Annotated in this window: 15 protein-coding genes and 1 pseudogene; 11 read left to right on the forward strand and 5 right to left on the reverse strand. The window is 53.1% G+C overall.

Going from position 1 to position 22,032, the window contains the following annotated elements:
• Positions 1–24 precede the first annotated feature (24 nt).
• The 3 genes from WC7_RS21640 to aroP form a co-directional block, all read right to left on the reverse strand.
• Positions 25–975 (reverse strand): glycoside hydrolase family 43 protein, encoded by a 951-nt coding sequence (locus WC7_RS21640; protein ID WP_016151714.1) that lies wholly within the window; start codon positions 973–975, stop codon positions 25–27.
• Positions 975–2,381 (reverse strand): glycoside-pentoside-hexuronide (GPH):cation symporter, encoded by a 1,407-nt coding sequence (locus WC7_RS21635; protein ID WP_016151715.1) that lies wholly within the window; start codon positions 2,379–2,381, stop codon positions 975–977. Before WC7_RS21635 ends, WC7_RS21640 begins: the two co-directional genes overlap by 1 nt.
• A 157-nt stretch (positions 2,382–2,538) precedes the next feature.
• Positions 2,539–3,912 (reverse strand): aromatic amino acid transporter AroP, encoded by a 1,374-nt coding sequence (gene aroP / locus WC7_RS21630; protein WP_085951098.1) that lies wholly within the window; start codon positions 3,910–3,912, stop codon positions 2,539–2,541.
• 564 nt (positions 3,913–4,476) lie between these two features.
• Between aroP and pdhR the strand changes: the two genes are divergently transcribed.
• From pdhR to traT, 5 genes and pseudogenes are all read left to right on the forward strand, one after another.
• Positions 4,477–5,241, forward strand: a complete 765-nt coding sequence (pdhR, locus tag WC7_RS21625) for a pyruvate dehydrogenase complex transcriptional repressor PdhR (protein ID WP_003018699.1) — start codon at positions 4,477–4,479, stop codon at positions 5,239–5,241.
• Between the two features lie 162 nt (positions 5,242–5,403).
• Positions 5,404–8,067, forward strand: coding sequence for a pyruvate dehydrogenase (acetyl-transferring), homodimeric type (gene aceE, locus WC7_RS21620; protein WP_016151717.1), 2,664 nt, complete (start codon positions 5,404–5,406; stop codon positions 8,065–8,067).
• A 14-nt stretch (positions 8,068–8,081) separates the two neighbouring features.
• Entirely contained in the window at positions 8,082–9,974 is a 1,893-nt protein-coding gene (gene aceF, locus WC7_RS21615; RefSeq protein ID WP_016151718.1) for a pyruvate dehydrogenase complex dihydrolipoyllysine-residue acetyltransferase, read from the forward strand.
• Between the two features lie 175 nt (positions 9,975–10,149).
• Complete coding sequence (gene lpdA / locus WC7_RS21610; RefSeq protein ID WP_003018686.1) at positions 10,150–11,574, forward strand: dihydrolipoyl dehydrogenase; 1,425 nt, start codon at positions 10,150–10,152, stop codon at positions 11,572–11,574.
• Positions 11,575–11,632: 58 nt separating this feature from the next.
• Positions 11,633–11,824: pseudogene (gene traT / locus WC7_RS21605) on the forward strand (complement resistance protein TraT); the annotation flags it as partial.
• 61 nt (positions 11,825–11,885) lie between these two features.
• On the opposite strand, the gene WC7_RS21600 reads toward traT, so the two are convergent.
• Both WC7_RS21600 and WC7_RS21595 read right to left on the reverse strand, forming a co-directional pair.
• Entirely contained in the window at positions 11,886–12,680 is a 795-nt protein-coding gene (locus tag WC7_RS21600; protein WP_016151720.1) for a DUF2950 family protein, read from the reverse strand.
• 10 nt (positions 12,681–12,690) lie between these two features.
• A complete protein-coding gene (locus WC7_RS21595) occupies positions 12,691–14,292 on the reverse strand; it encodes a DUF3300 domain-containing protein (RefSeq protein WP_016151721.1) in 1,602 nt (533 codons plus the stop codon).
• Between the two features lie 447 nt (positions 14,293–14,739).
• Here WC7_RS21595 and acnB point away from each other — a divergent pair, with 447 nt between their 5' ends.
• The 6 genes from acnB (at position 14,740) to WC7_RS21565 (ending at position 22,025) form a co-directional block, all read left to right on the forward strand.
• Positions 14,740–17,337, forward strand: a complete 2,598-nt coding sequence (acnB, locus tag WC7_RS21590; protein ID WP_016151723.1) for a bifunctional aconitate hydratase 2/2-methylisocitrate dehydratase — start codon at positions 14,740–14,742, stop codon at positions 17,335–17,337.
• Between the two features lie 174 nt (positions 17,338–17,511).
• A complete protein-coding gene (yacL, locus tag WC7_RS21585) occupies positions 17,512–17,874 on the forward strand; it encodes a protein YacL (RefSeq protein ID WP_016151724.1) in 363 nt (120 codons plus the stop codon).
• Between the two features lie 179 nt (positions 17,875–18,053).
• Positions 18,054–19,007 (forward strand): 2-keto-3-deoxygluconate permease 1, encoded by a 954-nt coding sequence (locus tag WC7_RS21580; protein ID WP_016151725.1) that lies wholly within the window; start codon positions 18,054–18,056, stop codon positions 19,005–19,007.
• A complete protein-coding gene (locus WC7_RS21575; protein WP_016151726.1) occupies positions 19,004–20,275 on the forward strand; it encodes a D-threonate kinase in 1,272 nt (423 codons plus the stop codon). The genes WC7_RS21580 and WC7_RS21575 overlap by 4 nt, the downstream gene beginning before the upstream one ends.
• Complete coding sequence (locus WC7_RS21570) at positions 20,265–21,248, forward strand: D-threonate 4-phosphate dehydrogenase (protein WP_016151727.1); 984 nt, start codon at positions 20,265–20,267, stop codon at positions 21,246–21,248. Before WC7_RS21575 ends, WC7_RS21570 begins: the two co-directional genes overlap by 11 nt.
• 9 nt (positions 21,249–21,257) lie before the next feature.
• On the forward strand, positions 21,258–22,025 hold the full coding sequence (locus tag WC7_RS21565; protein ID WP_016151728.1) for a DeoR/GlpR family DNA-binding transcription regulator: 768 nt from the start codon (positions 21,258–21,260) through the stop codon (positions 22,023–22,025).
• Positions 22,026–22,032: the final 7 nt, after the last annotated feature.

Below are 22,032 nucleotides of genomic sequence, written 5' to 3' on the forward strand. Positions count from 1 at the left end.
GCTTTGTGCTTGCGGGCCAATCTTTCAAAGCGTATCAGCAGGCGGGATGCCAAAATCTGGCATCCCGTTTTCGTTCCAGCGCACCAGCTTCAGACGAGTGTGGCGGTTTGGATCGTATAGCGGATCGCCCTCGATTTCAGTGTAATTTCTCGCGTGGTACACAAGCACATCTTCTCCTTCCGGCGTTTGCGTAAAGCTGTTGTGTCCCGGCCCGTATTGGCGGTTTTCGTAGCTGGTGGTAAAGACCGGGCGCGGCGATTTGTGCCAGTTCTGCGGGTTGAGCGGATCGCCATTGAGATCAATCCACAATAATCCCATACAGTAGTTCTCATCGGTGGCGCTGGCGGAATAGCTGATAAACAGCTTGTCGCCGTGAACCATGACGGCCGGGCCTTCGTTGACCCAAAAACCCCGGCATTCCCAGTCATACTCTGGATGACTGAGCATTACCGGCTCGCCTTTAATCGTCCATGGATTTTCCAGTTCGGCGAGATAGATATTGGAGTTTCCGGCGATATCGGGGGATTTCTGCGCCCACAGATACCACTGTTTTCCCTGATGGTTAAAGGTGGTGGCATCAAGCGCGAAGGTATCAAACTGTGTTTTAATCTGTCCTTTCTCTGTCCATTGACCGGTCAGCGGATCGGCGTCTGCACATTCGAGCGCAAACATACGGTGCTGGAACATCCCCAGCTTGTCGAGCGCCTGTGTGTGGGCGGCGGCAAAATAGATGTACCACTTGCCTGCCAGATGATGGATCTCAGGTGCCCAGATCAGCTGGCTCATGGGGCCGTTTTCTGGTTTGCGCCAGACGACAACCGGGACGGCGGTGCGTAACCCTTCCAGCGAGTCCGCCCGGCGGATCTCCAGGCGATCGTATTCGGGTACTGAAGCAATGAAATAGTAGTGGCTACCGTCACGTAAAATAAACGGGTCGGCACGCTGTTCAATAAAGGGGTTTGGCCACTGACTCATTAGGCTTTCCTTACGTTTTCAGTCGTTTTTATATCGTGGTACTCATTCAGTTCACGGTAGTTGGCGCGGCGCTTTTCTAAATCTGTCTGGATTTGTTGCATAAACTCGCGGTCAACTTTCAGCAGACGAACTACGCCTGCGGTAATCAGGTAGCCTACACCCGGTATGATGGTAAACAGCAGCATAATACCGTTAATGGCGGAGTCGCTTTGCGCTTTCGCCCCTGCGTCGTAGCCATACCAGGAGAGCAGGAAACCAACCATCGCTCCGGCAATCGCCAGGCCCAGTTTCAGGAAGAACAGGTTGCCGGAGAAGCTGATTCCGGTGATACGTTTACCGGTTTTCCACTCGCCGTAGTCATCGACATCTGCCATCAGCGACCAGTGCAGTGGGGATGGGATCTGATGCAGAATGTTGAGCAGGAAGTAAAGCACCATAATCATCATGGTGGCTTTAGGATCGAAGAAGTAAAACGCGCCGGAGAAAATCGCCAGGATGATATTGGTCCAGAAGAAGACTTTCAGTTTGCACCAGCGATCGGTTAACACCTTCGCCAGCATGCTGCCGATCATCATGCCCACAACGCCAAGGCTGATAAACAGCGTTGCGAACTGCGTGCTTTGCTGCATAACCCAGGTTACGTAGTACATGGTGGCGGCCATGCGAATAAAGCCCGGACAGACGTTGCACAGGGTTAACAGCAGGATTTTTACCCACTGATCGTTCTTCCATACGTCCTTCAGGTCGGCTTTTAAATCGTCGTTAGTCGGGACGGCAGGACGTACGCGCTCACGGACGGTTGCAAAGCAAAACAGGAACATACACATGCCGATGAAGGCCAGCACTGCCATCGCCATCTGATAGCCTTTAGCTTTGTCTTCCCCGCCAAACCAGTCCGCCATTGGCAGTAAGGTGAGGGAGAGCAGCAGGGTTGCAATTCCTACCAACACAAAGCGATATGACTGGCAGGCGACACGTTCCTTTGGATCGTTAGTGATGACGCTGCCGAGCGAGCAGTAAGGGATGTTGATCGCCGTATAGGTGATAGAGAGCAGGAAGTAGGTGACGAACGCATAGATTACTTTGCTGTTATATGTCCACTCAGGGGTGGTAAACATGAGTACGCTAAATAATGCGTATGGGAAAGCCATCCACAAAAGCCATGGACGAAATCGACCATATTTGCTGCGGGTGCGGTCGGCCATCGCGCCCATAATAGGGTCGGTAACGGCATCTATAACGCGTACTGACAGCAGTAACACGCCGACCAGGGCCGGTGCCAGGCCAAAAATATCGGTGTAAAAATAGTTAACAAACAACATGATGGCGCCAAAGATGATGTTGCATCCGGCGTCGCCCATTCCATAGCCGATCTTTTCTTTCACCGTGAGCTTACTGGTTTCCATCAACTGCACTCCATTAATAAGATATGGAGATAATTATTGTCTGGCAGAGGTGTTTTTGCGTTGCAGGATAACGCCAGTGATATGGACGAAACAGTCGTGAGTGGGAAAGTGTGAGGCAGGTAACAACCCCCACCTGATGCAGGTGGGGGAGGGAGAATTAATGCGCTTTAGCTACTTTGGCGGTTTTCTGTTTGCACAAATAGCCGATGCCAAGAATGGCAATCCATACCGGGATTAAGTACACCGAAATCGCCATGCCCGGCGTCATCAGCATAATCACCAGCACTGCAGCCATGAAAATCAGACATACCCAGTTACCAAGCGGATAGAGCAGCGCCGGGAAACGGGTGGTAACGCCTTGCTGCTGTTTGGCTTTGCGGAACTTCATGTGCGCCAGGCTAATCATTGCCCAGTTGATCACCAGTGCGGAAACCACCAGCGCCATCAGCAGGCCAAAGGCGGATTCCGGTGCCAGATAGTTGATCAGTACACACAGAGCCGTAACCAGCGCGGAGACCAGAATGGTGTTCACCGGTACGCCGCGTTTGTCGACGTTCATCAGCGCTTTTGGCGCGTTGCCCTGCTGTGCCAGACCGAACAGCATACGGCTATTGCAGTATACGCAGCTGTTATAGACAGAAAGGGCGGCGGTCAGCACTACGATGTTCAGTGCATTGGCAACAAAGGTGTCGCCCAGCTCGTGGAAAATAAGGACAAACGGGCTGGTATCAGCCGTGACGCGCGTCCACGGCATCAGGGAAAGCAGAACAGCCAGCGAACCTACATAGAAAATCAGGATACGGTAGATAACCTGGTTGGTTGCTTTGGGAATGCTTTGCTCCGGGTTATCGGCTTCAGCTGCGGTGATCCCGACCAGCTCCAGCCCACCAAAAGAGAACATAATAATAGCCATCATCATCACCAGACCGGTGAAGCCGTGCGGCAGGAAGCCACCCTGGCTCCACAGGTTACTGACGCTGGCCTGCGGGCCGCCGTTGCCGCTAAACAGCAACCAGCCGCCGAACAGAATCATCGCAACCACGGCAATGACTTTAATAATGGCGAACCAGAACTCCATTTCCCCAAACACTTTCACGTTGGTCAGGTTGATGGCGTTGATCAGCACGAAGAAGGCTGCAGCAGAAACCCAGGTGGGGATATCCGGATACCAGAACTGGATGTATTTACCTACGGCAGTCAGTTCAGCCATGGCAACCAGGACGTACAGTACCCAATAGTTCCAGCCAGAAGAGAAGCCCGCAAAACCGCCCCAATATTTATAAGCAAAGTGGCTAAAGGAGCCTGCAACCGGCTCTTCAACCACCATTTCACCTAATTGACGCATAATCAAAAAGGCGATAAAGCCGGCAATTGCGTAACCCAGAATAATACCCGGTCCTGCAGACTGGATAACGGATGCGCTACCGAGGAATAACCCGGTACCAATCGCGCCACCCAGCGCGATTAGCTGTATATGGCGGTTCTTAAGACCGCGCTTGAGCTGATCGCCATGCTGTTGACTTTCCATCATTAAACCTCGTGTGTGGTTTTACTCTTCATATTTCGAGTACTTATTTTTTGAACTACGCAGCAATGCGTGTGTAAGTTTGCAATTCCGTTTGTTGTATTTATTTGTTTACAGATGCTTTATATAAAATGTTGCCTCAATGCTTTTGTCTTGATCAGAATAATGATATGCGAGCGCGAATGCACCTGCTTTATGCGGGCAAGATGACGAGTTGAATAAAAAGAAACCATTTGTAAGTGCGAGTTTATCTACCACAAAATTTCCATTTTGAATTTTTATTCACTAATTGTGGCTAATGTGTCGATAAATAATCAGGTGAATCGGTTCAGATGAGATATTTTTTCGTTTCAATTCCGTTAAAACTACCCCGTGGTGGGTAAATTTAACATTTGTGCATAGTTACATGTTTGAAACGTTATTTCTGTAATGTTGTTAAAATATGCCCCCTTTACTGATTTCAATCAAAACCTGTATGGACAGAAGGTGAATACTTTGTTACTTTAGCGTCAAGAACATGAAATTGGTAAGACCAATTGACTCCGGGCAAATGGCTTAAGACAGGAAATCATGGCCTACAGCAAAATCCGCCAACCAAAACTCTCCGATGTGATTGAGCAGCAGCTGGAGTTTTTAATTCTTGAGGGGACACTTCGCCCCGGAGAAAAACTCCCACCGGAACGCGAGCTGGCAAAACAGTTCGACGTCTCCCGCCCCTCCTTACGCGAGGCGATCCAACGCCTTGAAGCGAAGGGGTTACTGCTTCGTCGTCAGGGCGGTGGCACTTTTGTTCAGAGCAGCCTGTGGCAGAGCTTTAGCGACCCACTGGTAGAGCTGCTCTCCGACCATCCTGAATCCCAGTTTGACCTGCTTGAGACGCGCCATGCGCTGGAAGGTATTGCAGCCTATTACGCTGCACTGCGCAGCACGGATGAAGACAAAACGCGTATCCGTGAACTCCACCATGCGATCGAGCTTGCTCAACAGTCCGGCGATCTTGACGGCGAATCTGACGCGGTACTCCAGTATCAAATTGCTGTCACCGAAGCGGCACATAATGTGGTGCTGCTCCATTTGCTAAGGTGTATGGAGCCGATGCTGGCCCAGAACGTTCGGCAAAACTTCGAATTGCTGTATGCGCGTCGCGAGATGCTGCCGCTGGTGAGCAGTCACCGTACCCGCATCTTTGAAGCAATTATCGCCGGGAAGCCTGAAGAAGCGCGTGAAGCGTCTCACCGTCACCTGGCGTTTATCGAAGAGATTCTGCTGGACAGGAGCCGTGAGGAAAGCCGTCGTGAACGCGCCTTACGCCGTCTGGAGCAACGAAAGAATTAGTGATTTTTCTGGCAGAACGTTAACCAGAAGATGTTGTAAATCAAGCGCTATCGAAAGGCGCGGCAACTAAACGCAGAACCTGTCTTATTACGCTCTCTGGCGAGAACGTAATGGGACAGGTTCCAGATAACTCAACGTATTAGATAGATAAGGAATACCCCCATGTCAGAACGTTTCCCAAATGACGTGGATCCGATCGAAACTCGCGACTGGCTACAGGCGATCGAATCGGTCATCCGTGAAGAAGGTGTTGAGCGTGCTCAGTATCTGATCGACCAACTGCTTTCAGAAGCTCGCAAAGGCGGCGTGAAAGTAGCGGCAGGTGCTGGGGCCAGCAATTATGTAAACACTATTGCCGTTGAAGATGAACCGGAATACCCGGGCAATCTGGAGCTGGAGCGTCGTATTCGTTCTGCTATCCGCTGGAACGCCATCATGACCGTACTGCGCGCGTCTAAAAAGGACCTCGAGCTGGGTGGCCACATGGCATCCTTCCAGTCCTCCGCAACGGTATATGATGTTTGCTTCAACCACTTCTTCCGTGCACGCAACGAACAGGATGGCGGCGATCTGGTTTACTTCCAGGGCCACATCTCTCCGGGCATCTACGCTCGCGCATTCTTGGAAGGTCGTCTGACTGAAGAGCAGATGAACAACTTCCGTCAGGAAGTACATGGCAAAGGCCTGTCTTCCTACCCGCACCCGAAACTGATGCCGGAATTCTGGCAGTTCCCGACCGTATCTATGGGTCTGGGCCCAATCGGTGCAATCTACCAGGCTAAATTCCTGAAATATCTGGAACACCGTGGCCTGAAAGATACCTCTAAACAAACCGTTTACGCCTTCCTGGGCGACGGCGAAATGGATGAGCCAGAATCTAAGGGTGCAATCACCATCGCGACCCGTGAGAAACTGGACAACCTAGTCTTTGTTATCAACTGTAACCTGCAGCGTCTTGACGGTCCGGTCACCGGTAACGGCAAGATTGTTAACGAACTGGAAGGCATCTTCGCGGGCGCTGGCTGGAACGTTATCAAAGTCATGTGGGGCGGTCGTTGGGATGAGCTGCTGCGTAAAGACACCAGCGGTAAACTGATCCAATTGATGAACGAAACCGTTGACGGCGACTACCAGACCTTTAAATCCAAAGATGGCGCATACGTACGTGAGCACTTCTTCGGTAAATACCCGGAAACCGCAGCCCTGGTTGCTGACTGGACTGACGAGCAGATTTGGGCTCTGAACCGTGGTGGTCACGATCCGAAGAAAGTCTACGCTGCACTGAAGAAAGCGCAGGAAACCAAAGGCAAAGCAACTGTAATCCTGGCCCATACCATCAAAGGTTACGGCATGGGTGACACCGCCGAAGGTAAAAACATCGCTCACCAGGTTAAGAAAATGAACATGGACGGCGTGCGTTATATCCGCGACCGTTTCAACGTTCCTGTGACCGATGAGCAGGTTGAAAACCTGTCTTACATCACCTTCCCGGAAGGTTCTGAAGAGCACACTTATCTGCACGCTCAGCGTCAGAAACTGCACGGCTATCTGCCTGCTCGTCAGCCGAACTTCACCGAGAAGCTGGAACTGCCTGCTCTGGAAGACTTCGGTGCGCTGCTGGAAGAGCAGAACAAAGAAATCTCCACCACTATCGCTTTCGTTCGTGCCCTGAACGTGATGCTGAAGAACAAGTCGATCAAAGATCGTCTGGTTCCGATCATCGCTGACGAAGCGCGTACTTTCGGTATGGAAGGTCTGTTCCGTCAGATCGGTATCTACAGCCCGAACGGCCAGCAGTACACCCCGCAGGACCGTGAGCAGGTTGCTTACTATAAAGAAGACGAGAAAGGTCAGATCCTGCAGGAAGGCATCAACGAACTGGGTGCTGGCGCATCCTGGCTGGCTGCTGCGACCTCCTACAGCACCAACGATCTGCCGATGATTCCGTTCTACATCTACTACTCCATGTTCGGGTTCCAGCGTATCGGTGACCTGTGCTGGCAGGCAGGCGACCAACAGGCTCGCGGCTTCCTGGTAGGGGGAACTTCTGGTCGTACGACGCTGAACGGCGAAGGTCTGCAGCACGAAGATGGTCACAGCCATATTCAGTCTCTGACTATCCCGAACTGTATCTCTTACGATCCGTCTTACGCGTACGAAGTTGCGGTCATCATGCACGATGGTCTGGAGCGTATGTACGGTGAGAAACAAGAGAACGTTTACTACTACATCACCACGCTGAATGAAAACTACCACATGCCGGCAATGCCAGCAGGTGCCGAGGAAGGTATCCGTAAAGGTATCTACAAACTCGAAACCCTCGAAGGTAAGAAAGGTAAAGTTCAGCTGCTGGGCTCCGGTTCTATCCTGCGTCACGTGCGTGAAGCAGCACAGATCCTGGCGAACGACTACGGTGTAGGTTCTGACGTTTACAGCGTAACCTCCTTCACTGAACTGGCGCGTGATGGCCAGGATTGTGAACGCTGGAACATGCTGCACCCGATGGAAACTCCGCGCGTTCCGTACATCGCTCAGGTGATGAACGACGCTCCGGCAGTGGCATCTACTGACTATATGAAACTGTTTGCCGAACAGGTTCGTACTTATGTACCGGCTGATGATTATCGCGTACTGGGTACTGACGGCTTCGGTCGCTCTGACAGCCGTGAAAACCTGCGTCACCACTTCGAAGTTGATGCTTCTTATGTGGTTGTAGCGGCCCTGGGCGAACTGGCTAAACGTGGCGAAATCGATAAGAAAGTGGTTGCTGACGCAATCATCAAATTCAACATCGATGCAGATAAAGTTAACCCGCGTCTGGCGTAAGAGGTAAAAGAATAATGGCTATCGAAATCAATGTACCGGACATCGGGGCTGATGAAGTTGAAATCACCGAGATCCTGGTCAAAGTGGGCGACAAAGTTGAAGCTGAACAGTCGCTGATCACCGTAGAAGGTGACAAAGCCTCTATGGAAGTTCCGTCTCCTCAGGCAGGTATCGTTAAAGAGATCAAAGTCTCTGTTGGCGACAAAACTGAGACCGGCAAACTGATCATGATTTTCGATTCCGCCGATGGTGCAGCAGCCGCTGCACCTGCTCCGGCAGAAGAGAAGAAAGAAGCAGCTCCGGCAGCAGCACCTGCTGCAGCAGCGGCGAAAGAAGTACACGTACCGGACATCGGCGGTGACGAAGTCGAAGTTACCGAGGTTATGGTTAAAGTGGGCGACACCGTTGCGGCTGAACAGTCTCTGATCACCGTTGAAGGCGATAAAGCGTCGATGGAAGTTCCGGCGCCGTTCGCGGGCACCGTTAAAGAGATCAAAATCAACACGGGCGACAAAGTGTCTACCGGTTCTCTGATTATGGTCTTCGAAGTTGCAGGCGCAGCGCCTGCTGCAGCACCGGCTCAGGCGGCAGCTCCAGCAGCAGCGGCGGCTCCGGCAGCTTCTGGCTCGAAAGAGGTTAACGTTCCGGATATCGGCGGTGACGAAGTTGAAGTCACTGAAGTGATGGTTAAAGTGGGCGATAAAATTGCCGCTGAGCAGTCACTGATTACCGTTGAAGGCGATAAAGCGTCGATGGAAGTTCCGGCACCGTTCGCGGGCACCGTGAAAGAAATCAAAATCAGCACCGGCGACAAAGTCAAAACCGGTTCTCTGATTATGATCTTCGAAGTTGAAGGCGCAGCACCTGCTGCTGCTCCTGCTGCCGCGGCTGCTCCAGCCTCTGCAGCTGCACCGGCTCAGGCTGCTAAACCAGCCGCAGCTCCGGCCGCGAAAGCGGAAGGTAAATCTGAGTTCGCTGAGAACGACGCTTACGTTCATGCAACGCCGCTGATTCGTCGCCTGGCGCGCGAGTTCGGTGTAAACCTGGCGAAAGTGAAAGGTTCTGGCCGTAAAGGTCGTATCCTGCGTGAAGACGTTCAGGCTTACGTGAAAGACGCTATCAAGCGTGCTGAAGCTGCTCCGGCAGCAGCAGGCGGCGGTATTCCGGGCATGCTGCCTTGGCCGAAAGTGGACTTCAGCAAGTTTGGTGAAATCGAAGAAGTGGAACTGGGCCGTATCCAGAAAATCTCTGGTGCTAACCTGAGCCGTAACTGGGTGATGATCCCGCACGTTACTCACTTCGACAAGACCGATATCACCGATCTGGAAGCGTTCCGTAAACAGCAGAACGCCGAAGCTGAAAAACGTAAACTGGACGTGAAATTCACGCCAGTGGTCTTCATCATGAAAGCCGTTGCCGCCGCTCTGGAACAGATGCCGCGCTTCAACAGCTCTCTGTCTGAAGACGGTCAGCGTCTGACCCTGAAAAAATACATCAACATCGGTGTTGCGGTAGATACGCCGAATGGTCTGGTTGTTCCGGTCTTCAAAGACGTGAACAAGAAGAGCATTACCGAGCTGTCTCGTGAACTGACCACCATCTCCAAGAAAGCGCGTGATGGCAAGCTGACCGCTGGCGAAATGCAGGGCGGTTGCTTCACCATCTCCAGCATCGGTGGCCTGGGCACGACCCACTTCGCGCCGATTGTGAACGCGCCGGAAGTGGCTATCCTCGGTGTCTCCAAGTCCTCTATGGAGCCAGTGTGGAACGGTAAAGAGTTTATGCCGCGTCTGATGATGCCGATTTCGCTCTCCTTCGACCACCGCGTAATCGACGGTGCTGATGGTGCGCGCTTTATCACCATCATCAACAACATGCTGTCTGACATTCGCCGCCTGGTGATGTAAGCGAAAAAGCCGGCCCGACGGCCGGCTTTTTTCTGGTAATCTCATGAAGTCAGTGAGGTTATTGTGCGAAAGACAAATCGGTTGCCGTTTGTTGTTTCAAAATTGTTAACAATTTTGTAAAATACGGGCGGATAGAACGACCCGGTGGACGACGGGTATAAATTAAGAGGTCATGATGAGCACTGAAATCAAAACTCAGGTCGTGGTACTTGGGGCAGGCCCTGCAGGTTACTCTGCTGCCTTCCGTTGCGCAGATTTAGGTCTGGAGACCGTCATCGTAGAACGTTACAGCACCCTCGGTGGTGTTTGTCTGAACGTCGGCTGTATCCCTTCTAAAGCGCTGCTGCACGTAGCAAAAGTTATCGAAGAAGCCAAAGCGCTGGCTGAACACGGTATCGTTTTTGGCGAGCCGAAAACCGATATCGACAAGATTCGTACCTGGAAAGAAAAAGTTATCACTCAACTGACCGGCGGTCTGGCGGGTATGGCCAAAGGCCGTAAAGTGAAAGTGGTTAACGGTCTGGGTAAATTTACCGGGGCAAACACTCTGGAAGTTGAGGGTGAAAACGGCAAAACTGTGATCAACTTTGACAACGCGATCATCGCGGCGGGTTCCCGTCCGATCGAACTGCCATTCATTCCGCATGAAGATCCGCGCGTGTGGGATTCCACCGATGCACTGGAACTGAAAACTGTTCCTAAGCGCCTGCTGGTAATGGGCGGCGGTATCATCGGTCTGGAAATGGGTACCGTGTACCATGCGCTGGGTTCAGAAATCGACGTGGTTGAAATGTTCGACCAGGTTATCCCGGCTGCCGATAAAGACGTGGTTAAAGTCTTTACCAAACGCATCAGCAAGAAATTCAACCTGATGCTGGAAACCAAAGTAACTGCCGTTGAAGCGAAAGAAGACGGTATCTACGTTTCCATGGAAGGCAAAAAAGCGCCTGCTGAAGCTCAGCGTTACGATGCAGTGCTGGTGGCTATCGGTCGTGTACCGAACGGCAAAAACCTCGACGCGGGCAAAGCTGGCGTGGAAGTTGATGACCGTGGCTTCATCCGCGTTGACAAACAGCTGCGTACCAACGTGCCGCACATCTTTGCTATCGGCGATATCGTCGGTCAGCCGATGCTGGCGCACAAAGGTGTTCACGAAGGTCACGTTGCCGCTGAAGTTATCGCCGGTAAGAAACACTACTTCGATCCGAAAGTTATCCCATCCATCGCATACACTGAACCAGAAGTTGCATGGGTTGGCCTGACTGAGAAAGAAGCGAAAGAGAAAGGCATCAGCTACGAAACCGCCACCTTCCCGTGGGCTGCTTCTGGTCGTGCTATCGCTTCCGACTGCGCAGACGGTATGACTAAACTGATTTTCGACAAAGAATCTCACCGTGTTATCGGTGGTGCGATTGTCGGTACCAACGGCGGCGAGCTGCTGGGTGAAATCGGTCTGGCGATCGAAATGGGTTGTGATGCTGAAGACATCGCGCTGACCATCCACGCGCACCCGACTCTGCACGAGTCTGTGGGCCTGGCGGCAGAAGTGTTCGAAGGTAGCATCACCGACCTGCCAAACCCGAAAGCGAAGAAAAAGTAATCTTCCCGCTTTTGTGAAAACGCCTCTTCGGAGGCGTTTTTTTTGCCTGAAAGCTACCAGTTCTGGTAACGTTGCCGCCCTGCGCCAGGGCACGTCCGGTATCAAGCTGCAAACCAGCAGCGCGCAGGGCGATCGCGCAAAATACCAGACCCGCGTCGTGCCTAATGCCAACAAAGTTAACCTGAAGTTCGAAGAAGCGAAACCGGTTCTGGAAGCGCAGCTGGCGAAATCCGTCGCTAACATCCTGTAATCTCTCGTGAGTTGGCCGGAGGGGCTTCGCTTCCCCGGTCAACTCACTATTTGACTGGCATTCAGGGCGCTACGGGCTGCCAGTTTTTATCCAGATGATATGCGGTTAACGCCTCGGCTTTCTGCTGTGAATCAACGCCGAGATCGGCCTGATAGACTTTATCATCACCGTTAATCATAAAACTCATAACACCAGTGTGATCGTAGCTGACGGGCCAGGCAACCATCGCAAAGCCGCTGGTTTTATCGGGAAGGATACGGAAACGATAGCCGTGATAGCCCGTGCCAGGCTCCTGCGGACTAAAGGCCGGGCCAAGCGGGCTTGGCGCTTCGCCGGGCGAAACAGGCCAGTACAGACCATCTTTTTTCCCTTCAGAACTGACAATCTTTTGCGCGTATTTTTGGTTCATCGCAAAGTAGCTTTGCTGAGCATCTACATAGGCGTGTAATGCTTCAATAGCGGCAAGTTCGTTGCGCCCAATCTCTCGGGTCAGGATCTCTTCAGCCGCTTCCTTGATATCAAATTGCCAGCCGGAAGCGGTTTTAACAACCGGGATCGGCAGTTGCCAGTCGCTGTCCCCGACCACCAGGTGTGCGGTATTGCCGTCGATGACGGTATTATGGCGGACCTTCCAGTCGCGCAGGAAGCGATCAACCGCATCAGGATCGACGCCTTCCGGTGGCAGAAACTCGCGCCAGTTTTCCCCGAGCAGGTTGTTCATCGCGCTTTCATTCTGCTCGCTTATCGCGGTTGCCAGGGCATCGGTCGCCTGGTCTGGTGTGCTGAAGGATTGCTGTGCCATCGCGGTGGTCGAAACCATGAATAACACCATTCCACTGAGTAGTTTATTTTTCATGTCGGTTCCCTTAACGATGACGGAATTCACGGTGTTCAGCACGGTCGCCGGATAGCTGACGAGATGGCTGGTTGCGGGCGACCTGCCTGCTTTGAGCCCCTCGCTGCTGCTGCGCCTGCCAACTGGCGGAGCGACTGTCGTTGCCGCTCAGCGCATTGGCCCGCGGTTGGCTGGTCCGTTGTTGAAGATTGCGCTGCTGCACGTTGCGTTGCTGCGCTGGTTGCGTGACCCGTTTCTCTTGTCGCTGAGTGGCGGCCTGGCGATGTTCATGTTGCTGAGTGTTTGCCCGTTTTGCCGTTTGCGGTTTGCTATCGTAACCACGGTAGTTATTACGCTGGGAAATTTGCTTTAGTTGTTGGCTGGATGCCTGACGCTGGGCGTCTTTCGTTCCCGTACGCGCCGTCTGGGGGAAGGTTTTCCCCGTTGATTTTTCCATCTGGCTCAACGCTGCCTGACGCTGGCTATCACGGTTGATCGGTCTTTGCTGGGTTGAGCTTAGGCCCGTAGCCGTGTTAGTGGAGTGGAAGCGGTTATTGAGCTGGCTATTAGGGTACGGCACCCCTTCGCGATAGGCCGGGTTGTGCTGCCAGGTACGGTTGGCATCCGTCAGACGCTGTCCACTGATTTTATTGAAGTTATCAACGTTGATATTGATGTTGTTATCACCGTTGCGGTTATAGCCGCCATGGTTATCCCAGTCATCGTTATGATGGTGATCCCAGTCATCGTCGTCATCCCAGTCAATATTGCTGAAGATGGCATAAGTTGTGGCGACGCCGAGGCTGAAGCCTAAACCGTTAACGAAGCTGTTGCCAAACTGCTCGCCGGGCGTTGGCGGTAGATAGGTTGGCGGATAGGCGGTGTTCGGCCAGGTACCGTAAACCGTATTTGGGTTATAGGTGGGAACGTAAACTACCTGCGGGTCGGCGGATTCAATTTTGATTACCGTTGGGCTTGCTGAAGCAGCGGTCGTGGCTGTTGTGGTCGTTGACTCGCTGGTAACGGTTTTAGCCGGAGCTGCTTTGGCCACGGTGGTAACAGTCTGCTGCGGTGTTGATTGCAATGCTCCGGTCTGTTGCGCCAGCGCACGCAGGCGTTGAACGGAATCCATAACCTCTTTCGGCTGCGCAAGGAATGCATCGCCCAGGCTCTGTACCCACGGCGGATTTTCACCCATCAGCGACATCAGCTGCGGAAACGCCACCAGCGATTTCACGCTGGGATCCCAGGGTTGGCTGGCAACGGCCTGAATGGCGGCATCACCCTGCATTTTGGGATTGTCTTTTGACCACTGCGCGGCCTGGATGACGTTGGCCGGGTAGGTTGAGGCCATCAAAATTTGCGACAGCAGTGAATCCGGATAGAGCGCGATAGGCGCAACCCACTGATCGATTTGTGCCGATGTGTACGTAGGGGCTGCGGTGGGCGCTGGTTGATCGGCCGGGGCAGGGGCCGCTACGGGAGCTGGAGCCGGTGCGGACGGTTGCTGTGCGACGGGGGCTGGAGCTGCTGGCTCCGTTGCGCGACTTTTAACGAACATCACGCCAGAGGCGGCAAACAGCCCGGCACTGCACAGAAGGACAAGCAGATGTGGCTTAAAGGGCAACTTCATAAAATGACTCCAACGAGACAAGCGCTGTGCCGTGAGGCGTTCTGTTGCCGCGAGTATTATTCACCCGTGTTAGATAGTTTTGACTTTTATTGGGGATTCACCCGGCAGGTCCGGAAAAAGAGTGTGAAGATTTATTACACAATTATATCTGATGGCTGAAAAATCGCTGGAATATTCAGCATGTCACGCTTGAAAATTAACCGTTTTACATCGTTTTTAGGGAGCCTAAATTACGCCCCGCCTTGTCGCTACACCATTCTTAACGATTCAGCCAATTTTTTATGTTGCTTTTTTGTAAACGGATTAACACTTAATGAAAATCCTGTTATTGTGCCTTACGCGGTACCGGGCATTTACCCTACTAACTACTGTCTCACAGGAGCGTGAAGAGAATCGCCCATCTACAAAAGCGCCGCATTATGACAATGAGAGCGAGGAGATATCGTCGTGCTAGAAGAATACCGTAAGCACGTAGCTGAGCGTGCTGCCCAGGGGATTGTGCCAAAACCGTTAGACGCAACCCAAATGGCCGCACTTGTCGAGCTGCTGAAGACCCCGCCTGTGGGCGAAGAAGAATTCCTGTTAGACCTGTTGATCAACCGCGTTCCTCCTGGCGTAGATGAAGCCGCTTATGTTAAAGCGGGTTTTCTCGCTGCCGTCGCGAAAGGCGACACCACCTCCCCGCTGGTGACTCCAGAAAAAGCCATTGAACTGCTAGGCACCATGCAGGGTGGTTACAACATTCATCCGCTGATCGACGCGCTTGACGACGCAAAACTGGCGCCGATCGCCGCCAAAGCGCTCTCTTCAACGCTGCTGATGTTCGATAACTTCTACGATGTAGAAGAAAAAGCCAAAGCGGGCAACGAATATGCGAAGCAGGTAATGCAGTCCTGGGCCGATGCCGAATGGTTCCTGAACCGTCCTGCTCTGGCTGAAAAAATCACCGTTACCGTGTTTAAAGTGACGGGTGAAACCAACACCGATGACCTCTCTCCGGCACCGGACGCATGGTCTCGCCCGGATATCCCTCTGCACGCGCTGGCGATGCTGAAAAACGCCCGTGAAGGTATTGAACCGGACCAGCCGGGCGCGGTAGGCCCGATCAAACAGATTGAAGAACTGCAGAAAAAAGGCTACCCGCTGGCTTATGTGGGTGACGTTGTTGGTACCGGCTCTTCGCGTAAATCTGCAACCAACTCCGTACTGTGGTTCATGGGCGATGATATCCCTCATGTACCGAACAAGCGCGGCGGCGGTCTGTGTCTCGGCGGCAAAATTGCACCGATCTTCTTCAATACCATGGAAGATGCGGGCGCACTGCCAATCGAAGTGGACGTTTCGAACATGAACATGGGCGACGTGATTGACGTTTACCCGTTCAAAGGAGAAGTGCGTAACCACGAAACCGGCGAATTGCTGGCAAGCTTTGAGCTGAAAACTGATGTGCTGATCGACGAAGTGCGCGCTGGTGGCCGTATTCCGCTGATCATCGGTCGTGGCCTGACCACCAAAGCGCGCGAAGCGCTGGGACTGCCGCACAGCGACGTATTCCGTCAGGCGAAAGACGTGGCGGAAAGCAGCCGCGGCTTCTCTCTGGCGCAGAAAATGGTGGGCCGCGCCTGCGGTGTGAAAGGTATCCGTCCGGGCGCGTACTGCGAACCGAAGATGACCTCCGTGGGTTCTCAGGATACCACCGGCCCGATGACCCGTGATGAACTGAAAGACCTGGCGTGCCTGGGCTTCTCTGCTGACCTGGTGATGCAGTCCTTCTGTCACACTGCCGCGTATCCGAAGCCGGTTGACGTGACCACGCACCATACTCTGCCGGACTTCATCATGAACCGTGGCGGCGTGTCGCTGCGTCCGGGCGATGGCGTAATCCACTCCTGGCTGAACCGCATGCTGTTGCCGGATACCGTCGGCACCGGCGGTGACTCCCATACTCGTTTCCCGATTGGCATCTCCTTCCCGGCGGGTTCTGGCCTGGTGGCGTTTGCTGCTGCGACCGGCGTGATGCCGCTGGATATGCCGGAATCCGTTCTGGTGCGTTTCAAAGGCAAAATGCAGCCGGGGATTACCCTGCGCGATCTGGTACACGCCATTCCGCTGTACGCGATCAAACAGGGTCTGCTGACCGTTGAGAAGAAAGGTAAGAAAAACATCTTCTCTGGCCGCATCCTCGAAATCGAAGGTCTGCCGGATCTGAAAGTGGAGCAGGCGTTCGAACTGACCGATGCCTCCGCTGAACGTTCCGCTGCCGGTTGTACCATCAAACTGAACAAAGAGCCGATCGTTGAGTATCTGAACTCTAACATCGTTCTGCTGAAGTGGATGATCGCTGAAGGTTACGGCGATCGCCGTACGCTGGAGCGTCGTGTGCAGGGGATGGAAAAATGGCTGGCGGATCCGCAATTGCTGGAAGCCGACGCTGACGCAGAATACGCGGCGGTGATCGACATCGATCTGGCGGATATCAAAGAGCCAATCCTGTGTGCACCGAACGATCCGGACGACGCGCGTCTGCTGTCTGACGTGCAGGGCGAGAAGATCGATGAAGTCTTCATTGGCTCCTGCATGACTAACATCGGCCACTTCCGTGCGGCGGGTAAACTGCTGGATGCACACAAAGGCCAGTTGCCGACGCGTCTGTGGGTGGCTCCACCAACCCGTATGGATGCGGCGCAGCTGACCGAAGAAGGCTACTACAGCGTGTTTGGTAAGAGCGGTGCGCGTATTGAGATCCCAGGCTGTTCGCTGTGCATGGGTAACCAGGCGCGTGTGGCTGACGGCGCAACGGTGGTTTCGACCTCTACCCGTAACTTCCCGAACCGTTTAGGTACCGGGGCGAACGTCTACCTGGCTTCTGCGGAGCTGGCGGCGGTTGCGGCGCTGATTGGCAAACTGCCGACGGCGGAAGAGTATCAGACCTATGTGGCGCAGGTTGATAAGACGGCGGTGGATACTTACCGTTATCTGAACTTCGACCAGCTGTCTCAGTATACTGAGAAAGCCGATGGTGTGATTTTCCAGACCGCGGTGTAATACGCTAACGCGATTTGTGTAAAAACGCATCAATGCCCGGAGAAGTCTGCTTCTCCGGGCATTTTTATTTCTATTCCTTATACCCGCTACGCTTTTTTTCTGCCGCGCTGCTGCGATAATTACAGCAAGGTGCAATGCGGTATTGGCGCATTGCCGGGAGCAGAGGAAGACATTATGGATTACGAATTTCTGCGCGATATTACCGGAGTGGTAAAAGTGCGTATGTCCATGGGCCACGAGGTGGTGGGGCACTGGTTTAACGAAGAAGTGAAAGAGAACCTGGCCTTACTTGATGAAGTGGAACAGGCGGCGCATGCGGTGAAGGGCAGTGAGCGCTCCTGGCAGCGAGCAGGGCATGAATACACGCTCTGGCTGGATGGTGAAGAGGTGATGGTGCGCGCCAATCAGCTGGAATTCTCCGGAGATGAAATGGAAGAGGGGATGAGCTACTACGACGAAGAGAGCTTTTCACTTTGCGGCGTAGAGGACTTTCTTCAGGTCGTGGCGGCGTACCGCGAGTTTGTACAACAATCCTGAGATATTTCAGATATCAATGAAGCCGGGTGAGACGAACCCGGCTTTTTTTCATTGAAATGATTATTTGATTTTTATTAATCATTTTAAAACTGTGATCTGCCGCGTTTGCGATCTGTTTTTGATTGAATATAATCGTTATGATTTTATTTAATCACAACACAACAACAGGCGGGAAGACCATGAACATCAAGAAGGCAATAGAACGCGTACCCGGCGGCATGATGGTAGTGCCGTTGGTTATCGGTGCCATTATCAACACTTTTGCCCCGCAGGCGTTGCAGATCGGTGGATTCACCACGGCTTTATTTAAAAATGGTGCGGCTCCTTTGATCGGCGCGTTCCTGCTCTGCATGGGGGCGGGAATTAGTGTAAAGGCGGCACCACAGGCTTTGTTACAAGGCGGTACGATTACGCTGACGAAATTGCTGGTCGCAATCGCGATTGGTCTCGGGGTTGAACACCTGTTTGGTGCAGAAGGCATCTTTGGCTTGAGCGGTGTCGCCATTATTGCGGCAATGAGTAACTCCAATGGCGGGCTTTATGCGGCGCTGGTTGGGGAATTTGGCAACGAACGTGATGTCGGTGCGATTTCCATTCTGTCTTTGAATGACGGACCTTTCTTTACCATGATTGCACTGGGTGCTGCGGGTATGGCAAACATTCCTGTCATGGCGCTGGTGGCAGTTCTGGTACCGTTGGCGGTAGGTATGATCCTCGGTAACCTCGATGCCAATATGCGTGACTTCCTGACCAAAGGCGGTCCGTTGCTCATTCCTTTCTTTGCGTTTGCACTTGGGGCTGGCATTAATCTGGAAATGCTGCTGCAGGGTGGTCTGGCAGGCATACTGCTTGGCGTGCTGACCACCTTTGTTGGCGGCTTCTTTAACATTCGTGCCGATCGTCTGGTAGGCGGAAGTGGTATTGCTGGCGCCGCTGCATCCAGTACAGCGGGGAACGCCGTCGCGACGCCGCTGGCGATAGCACAAGCCGATCCATCGTTGGCAGAGGTTGCCGCTGCGGCTGCGCCGTTGATTGCTGCGTCGGTAATTACCACCGCTATTCTGACGCCAATTCTTACGTCGTGGGTGGCGAAAAAACAGGCGCGTCAGGCGGTGCAGGAGAAGAAAGCATGAAAATGATCGTTATCGCCGATGATTTTACGGGGTCTAACGATACCGGCGTACAGTTGGCGAAAAAAGGCGCACGCACTGAGGTCATGCTTACATCGGCACAGAAGCCTTCTCGTCGCGTCGATGTTCTGGTCATCAACACGGAAAGTCGGGCGATGCCTGCAATGCAGGCCGCAGCCGCTGTACAACAGGCGTTAGCGCCATGGTGTGAAGAAGCAATAAAACCGCTGGTGTACAAAAAAATCGACTCGACATTCCGTGGCAACGTAGGGGCTGAAGTTACTGCTGCCATGCACACAGCTGGTCGGACTCAGGCCGTTATTGCGGCGGCGATTCCTGCCGCCGGGCGTACCACACGGGATGGATTATGCCTGGTTCATGGCGTACCGCTGTTGGAGACGGAATTCGCCAGCGATCCGAAAACGCCAATTCTCTCTTCACGTATTGCTGAACTGGTCGCGTTACAAAGCGATATCCCGGTACATGAGGTGTCGCTAGCGGATGTGCGTCGGGGAAGCTTGAGTGCGTTGCTGAGCGGATTCGCGACAGCAGGTGAATGTATGGTGGTGGTGGATGCGCAAGAGGAACGAGATCTCGCGTTGATTGCTCAGGCGGTCTGTGAGCAAAAACAGATGCCACTACTGGTCGGGGCGGCGGGGCTTGCCAATGCGCTACCGGCCGGAACGTTTATGCAAGAAAAGCAGGAATTGCCGGTGTTGGTTGTGGCGGGCTCAATGAGCGAAGCAACGCGACGTCAGGTGGAAAAGGCCTTGTGTCAGGACCGGGCAAAGGTGGTGGACGTTGATGCCGCACGCCTGGCAGGGTCAGCATTCGAGCAGGAAATGGCCTCCGTTATTGAGCAGGCTTGTGGGCTGTTGAGTCAACAACACCACACGATCCTGCGCACCAGTCGGCGTGCTGAAGACCGGGATATGATCGACGCGCTGTGTCGTAACGTGGAAATGAGCCGACAACAGCTAGGAGAACTGCTGAGCCAGCGTCTCGGAATGATAACGCTGCACATTATTGAACAGGCACGTATCGGCGGCTTGTTCCTGACCGGAGGTGATATTGCCACGGCGGTCGCCAGTGCGTTGGGAGCCGAAGGGTATCGCATTCAAAGTGAGGTTGCCCCCTGTATTCCGTGTGGAACGTTTGTGAATAGCGAGATTGATGACTTGCCTGTGATTACCAAAGCGGGCGGATTCGGTTCTGACACGACCCTTTGTGATGCGCTGTATTTTATTGAGGAGATGTACCGTGGTAACTAAAACAATTGCGATTACGATGGGAGATCCGGCGGGGATTGGTCCGGAAATTATTGTTAAAGCGCTACGCGAGGATGAGCTTAACGGTGCGCCGTTAGTGGTGGTTGGGTGCCTGAAAACGCTGCATCGATTGCAGGCCCAGGGGTTGGCCGAAGGGGTGACATTTCGCGCTATTGAACAGGTCGCCGATGCCCGATTTACACCAGATACGATTCATGTGATTGATGAACCGTTGGCACAACCCGATGAACTTGTTCCGGGAACCGTACAGGCGCAGGCGGGCGATCTGGCCTATCGCTGTGTGAAACGCGCGACGGAACTGGCAATGAAGGGTGATGTGCATGCGATTGCGACCGCGCCGTTGAACAAAGAAGCATTGCATCTTGGTGGACACAATTATCCCGGACATACGGAACTGCTGGCAACGCTGACGGAAAGTCGTGATTACGCAATGGTGCTGTACACAGACAAACTGAAAGTTATCCATGTTTCCACGCATATCGCTCTGCGCAAATTCCTCGATACGCTCAATGGGCAACGTGTCGAAACGGTGATTGGCATTGCCGATACCTTCCTGAAGCGCGTAGGCTTTGCGCATCCGCGTATTGCCGTTGCGGGAGTGAACCCACATGCCGGTGAGAATGGTCTGTTTGGCGATGAGGAAATCCGTATTGTCGGGCCTGCGATTGAGAATATGAAGACGAAGGGGATGGATGTTTACGGTCCGTGCCCACCGGATACCGTGTTTTTACAGGCTCATGAAGGCCAGTATGACATGGTCGTGGCGATGTACCACGACCAGGGACATATCCCACTGAAGTTGCTCGGTTTTTATGATGGCGTAAATATCACAGCAGGTTTGCCGTTCATTCGTACTTCTGCCGATCATGGTACGGCATTTGATATCGCCTGGACGGGAAAAGCAAAATCTGAGAGCATGGCCGTATCGATCAAACTGGCAATGCAACTGGCGTAATTTACTGTTATGAAAGGGCAACACCGTCTGGATAAGATAGTGGCGTATTTGAAAAATCATACGCTGGTTACCGTGGAACAATTGGTTGATGCGGTTGACGCTTCACCAGCAACGATCAGACGCGATCTAATTAAGCTGGATGAACAGGGTGTGATCAGCCGTAGCCACGGCGGTGTTGCGTTACGACGCTTTGAAGCGGCGCAGCCGACCACGAACGAAAAGCAACTGCGTTCGCGTGCTGAGAAACGGGCGATTGCGCGTTTTGCCGCCTCAATGGTGCGCGCGGGCGATGCTGTGGTGCTTGACGCCGGTACCACGATGCTGGAACTAGCAAAATGTTTGACGCATTTGCCGCTGCGCGTCATTACCGTTGATCTACACATTGCCCTGTTTTTGTCAGAATTTCGCCAGATAGAGGTGACGATCGTCGGTGGGCGCATCGATGACAGTAGCCAGTCCTGTATTGGCGAGTTTGGCCGGAAAATGTTGCGCAGCGTCTATCCTGATATCGCTTTTATGAGCTGTAACACCTGGAGTATGGAAAAGGGCGTAACCACGCCCACGGAAGACAAAGCGGGATTAAAGCAGGAAATTATTGCTAATGCTCAACGCAAGGTATTACTGGCGGATAGCAGCAAGTACGGTGCGCATTCGTTATTTAACGTCGCGCCGCTCAGCCGCTTTACCGATGTTGTTACCGATGTGAATTTAGCGCCAAACGCGCAGGCTGAATTAAAAGCGCAATCCGTTGCCCTCACGCTGGTTCAGCCAGAGTAACGGTAAT

It is taken from the genome of Citrobacter sp. KTE151 (genome assembly GCF_000398845.1).
Taxonomy (GTDB): Bacteria; Pseudomonadota; Gammaproteobacteria; order Enterobacterales; family Enterobacteriaceae; genus Citrobacter; species Citrobacter braakii.

Coding starts and splice junctions, on each gene's coding strand:
- WC7_RS21600 (WP_016151720.1), bottom strand. CDS start 12,680: ATGAAAAATAAACTACTCAGTGGAATGGTGTTATTCATGGTTTCGACC.
- WC7_RS21575 (WP_016151726.1), top strand. CDS start 19,004: ATGAAAATGATCGTTATCGCCGATGATTTTACGGGGTCTAACGATACC.
- WC7_RS21635 (WP_016151715.1), bottom strand. CDS start 2,381: ATGGAAACCAGTAAGCTCACGGTGAAAGAAAAGATCGGCTATGGAATG.
- lpdA (WP_003018686.1), top strand. CDS start 10,150: ATGAGCACTGAAATCAAAACTCAGGTCGTGGTACTTGGGGCAGGCCCT.
- yacL (WP_016151724.1), top strand. CDS start 17,512: ATGGATTACGAATTTCTGCGCGATATTACCGGAGTGGTAAAAGTGCGT.
- pdhR (WP_003018699.1), top strand. CDS start 4,477: ATGGCCTACAGCAAAATCCGCCAACCAAAACTCTCCGATGTGATTGAG.
- WC7_RS21580 (WP_016151725.1), top strand. CDS start 18,054: ATGAACATCAAGAAGGCAATAGAACGCGTACCCGGCGGCATGATGGTA.
- aceF (WP_016151718.1), top strand. CDS start 8,082: ATGGCTATCGAAATCAATGTACCGGACATCGGGGCTGATGAAGTTGAA.
- WC7_RS21565 (WP_016151728.1), top strand. CDS start 21,258: ATGAAAGGGCAACACCGTCTGGATAAGATAGTGGCGTATTTGAAAAAT.
- WC7_RS21595 (WP_016151721.1), bottom strand. CDS start 14,292: ATGAAGTTGCCCTTTAAGCCACATCTGCTTGTCCTTCTGTGCAGTGCC.
- aceE (WP_016151717.1), top strand. CDS start 5,404: ATGTCAGAACGTTTCCCAAATGACGTGGATCCGATCGAAACTCGCGAC.
- aroP (WP_085951098.1), bottom strand. CDS start 3,912: ATGATGGAAAGTCAACAGCATGGCGATCAGCTCAAGCGCGGTCTTAAG.
- WC7_RS21640 (WP_016151714.1), bottom strand. CDS start 975: ATGAGTCAGTGGCCAAACCCCTTTATTGAACAGCGTGCCGACCCGTTT.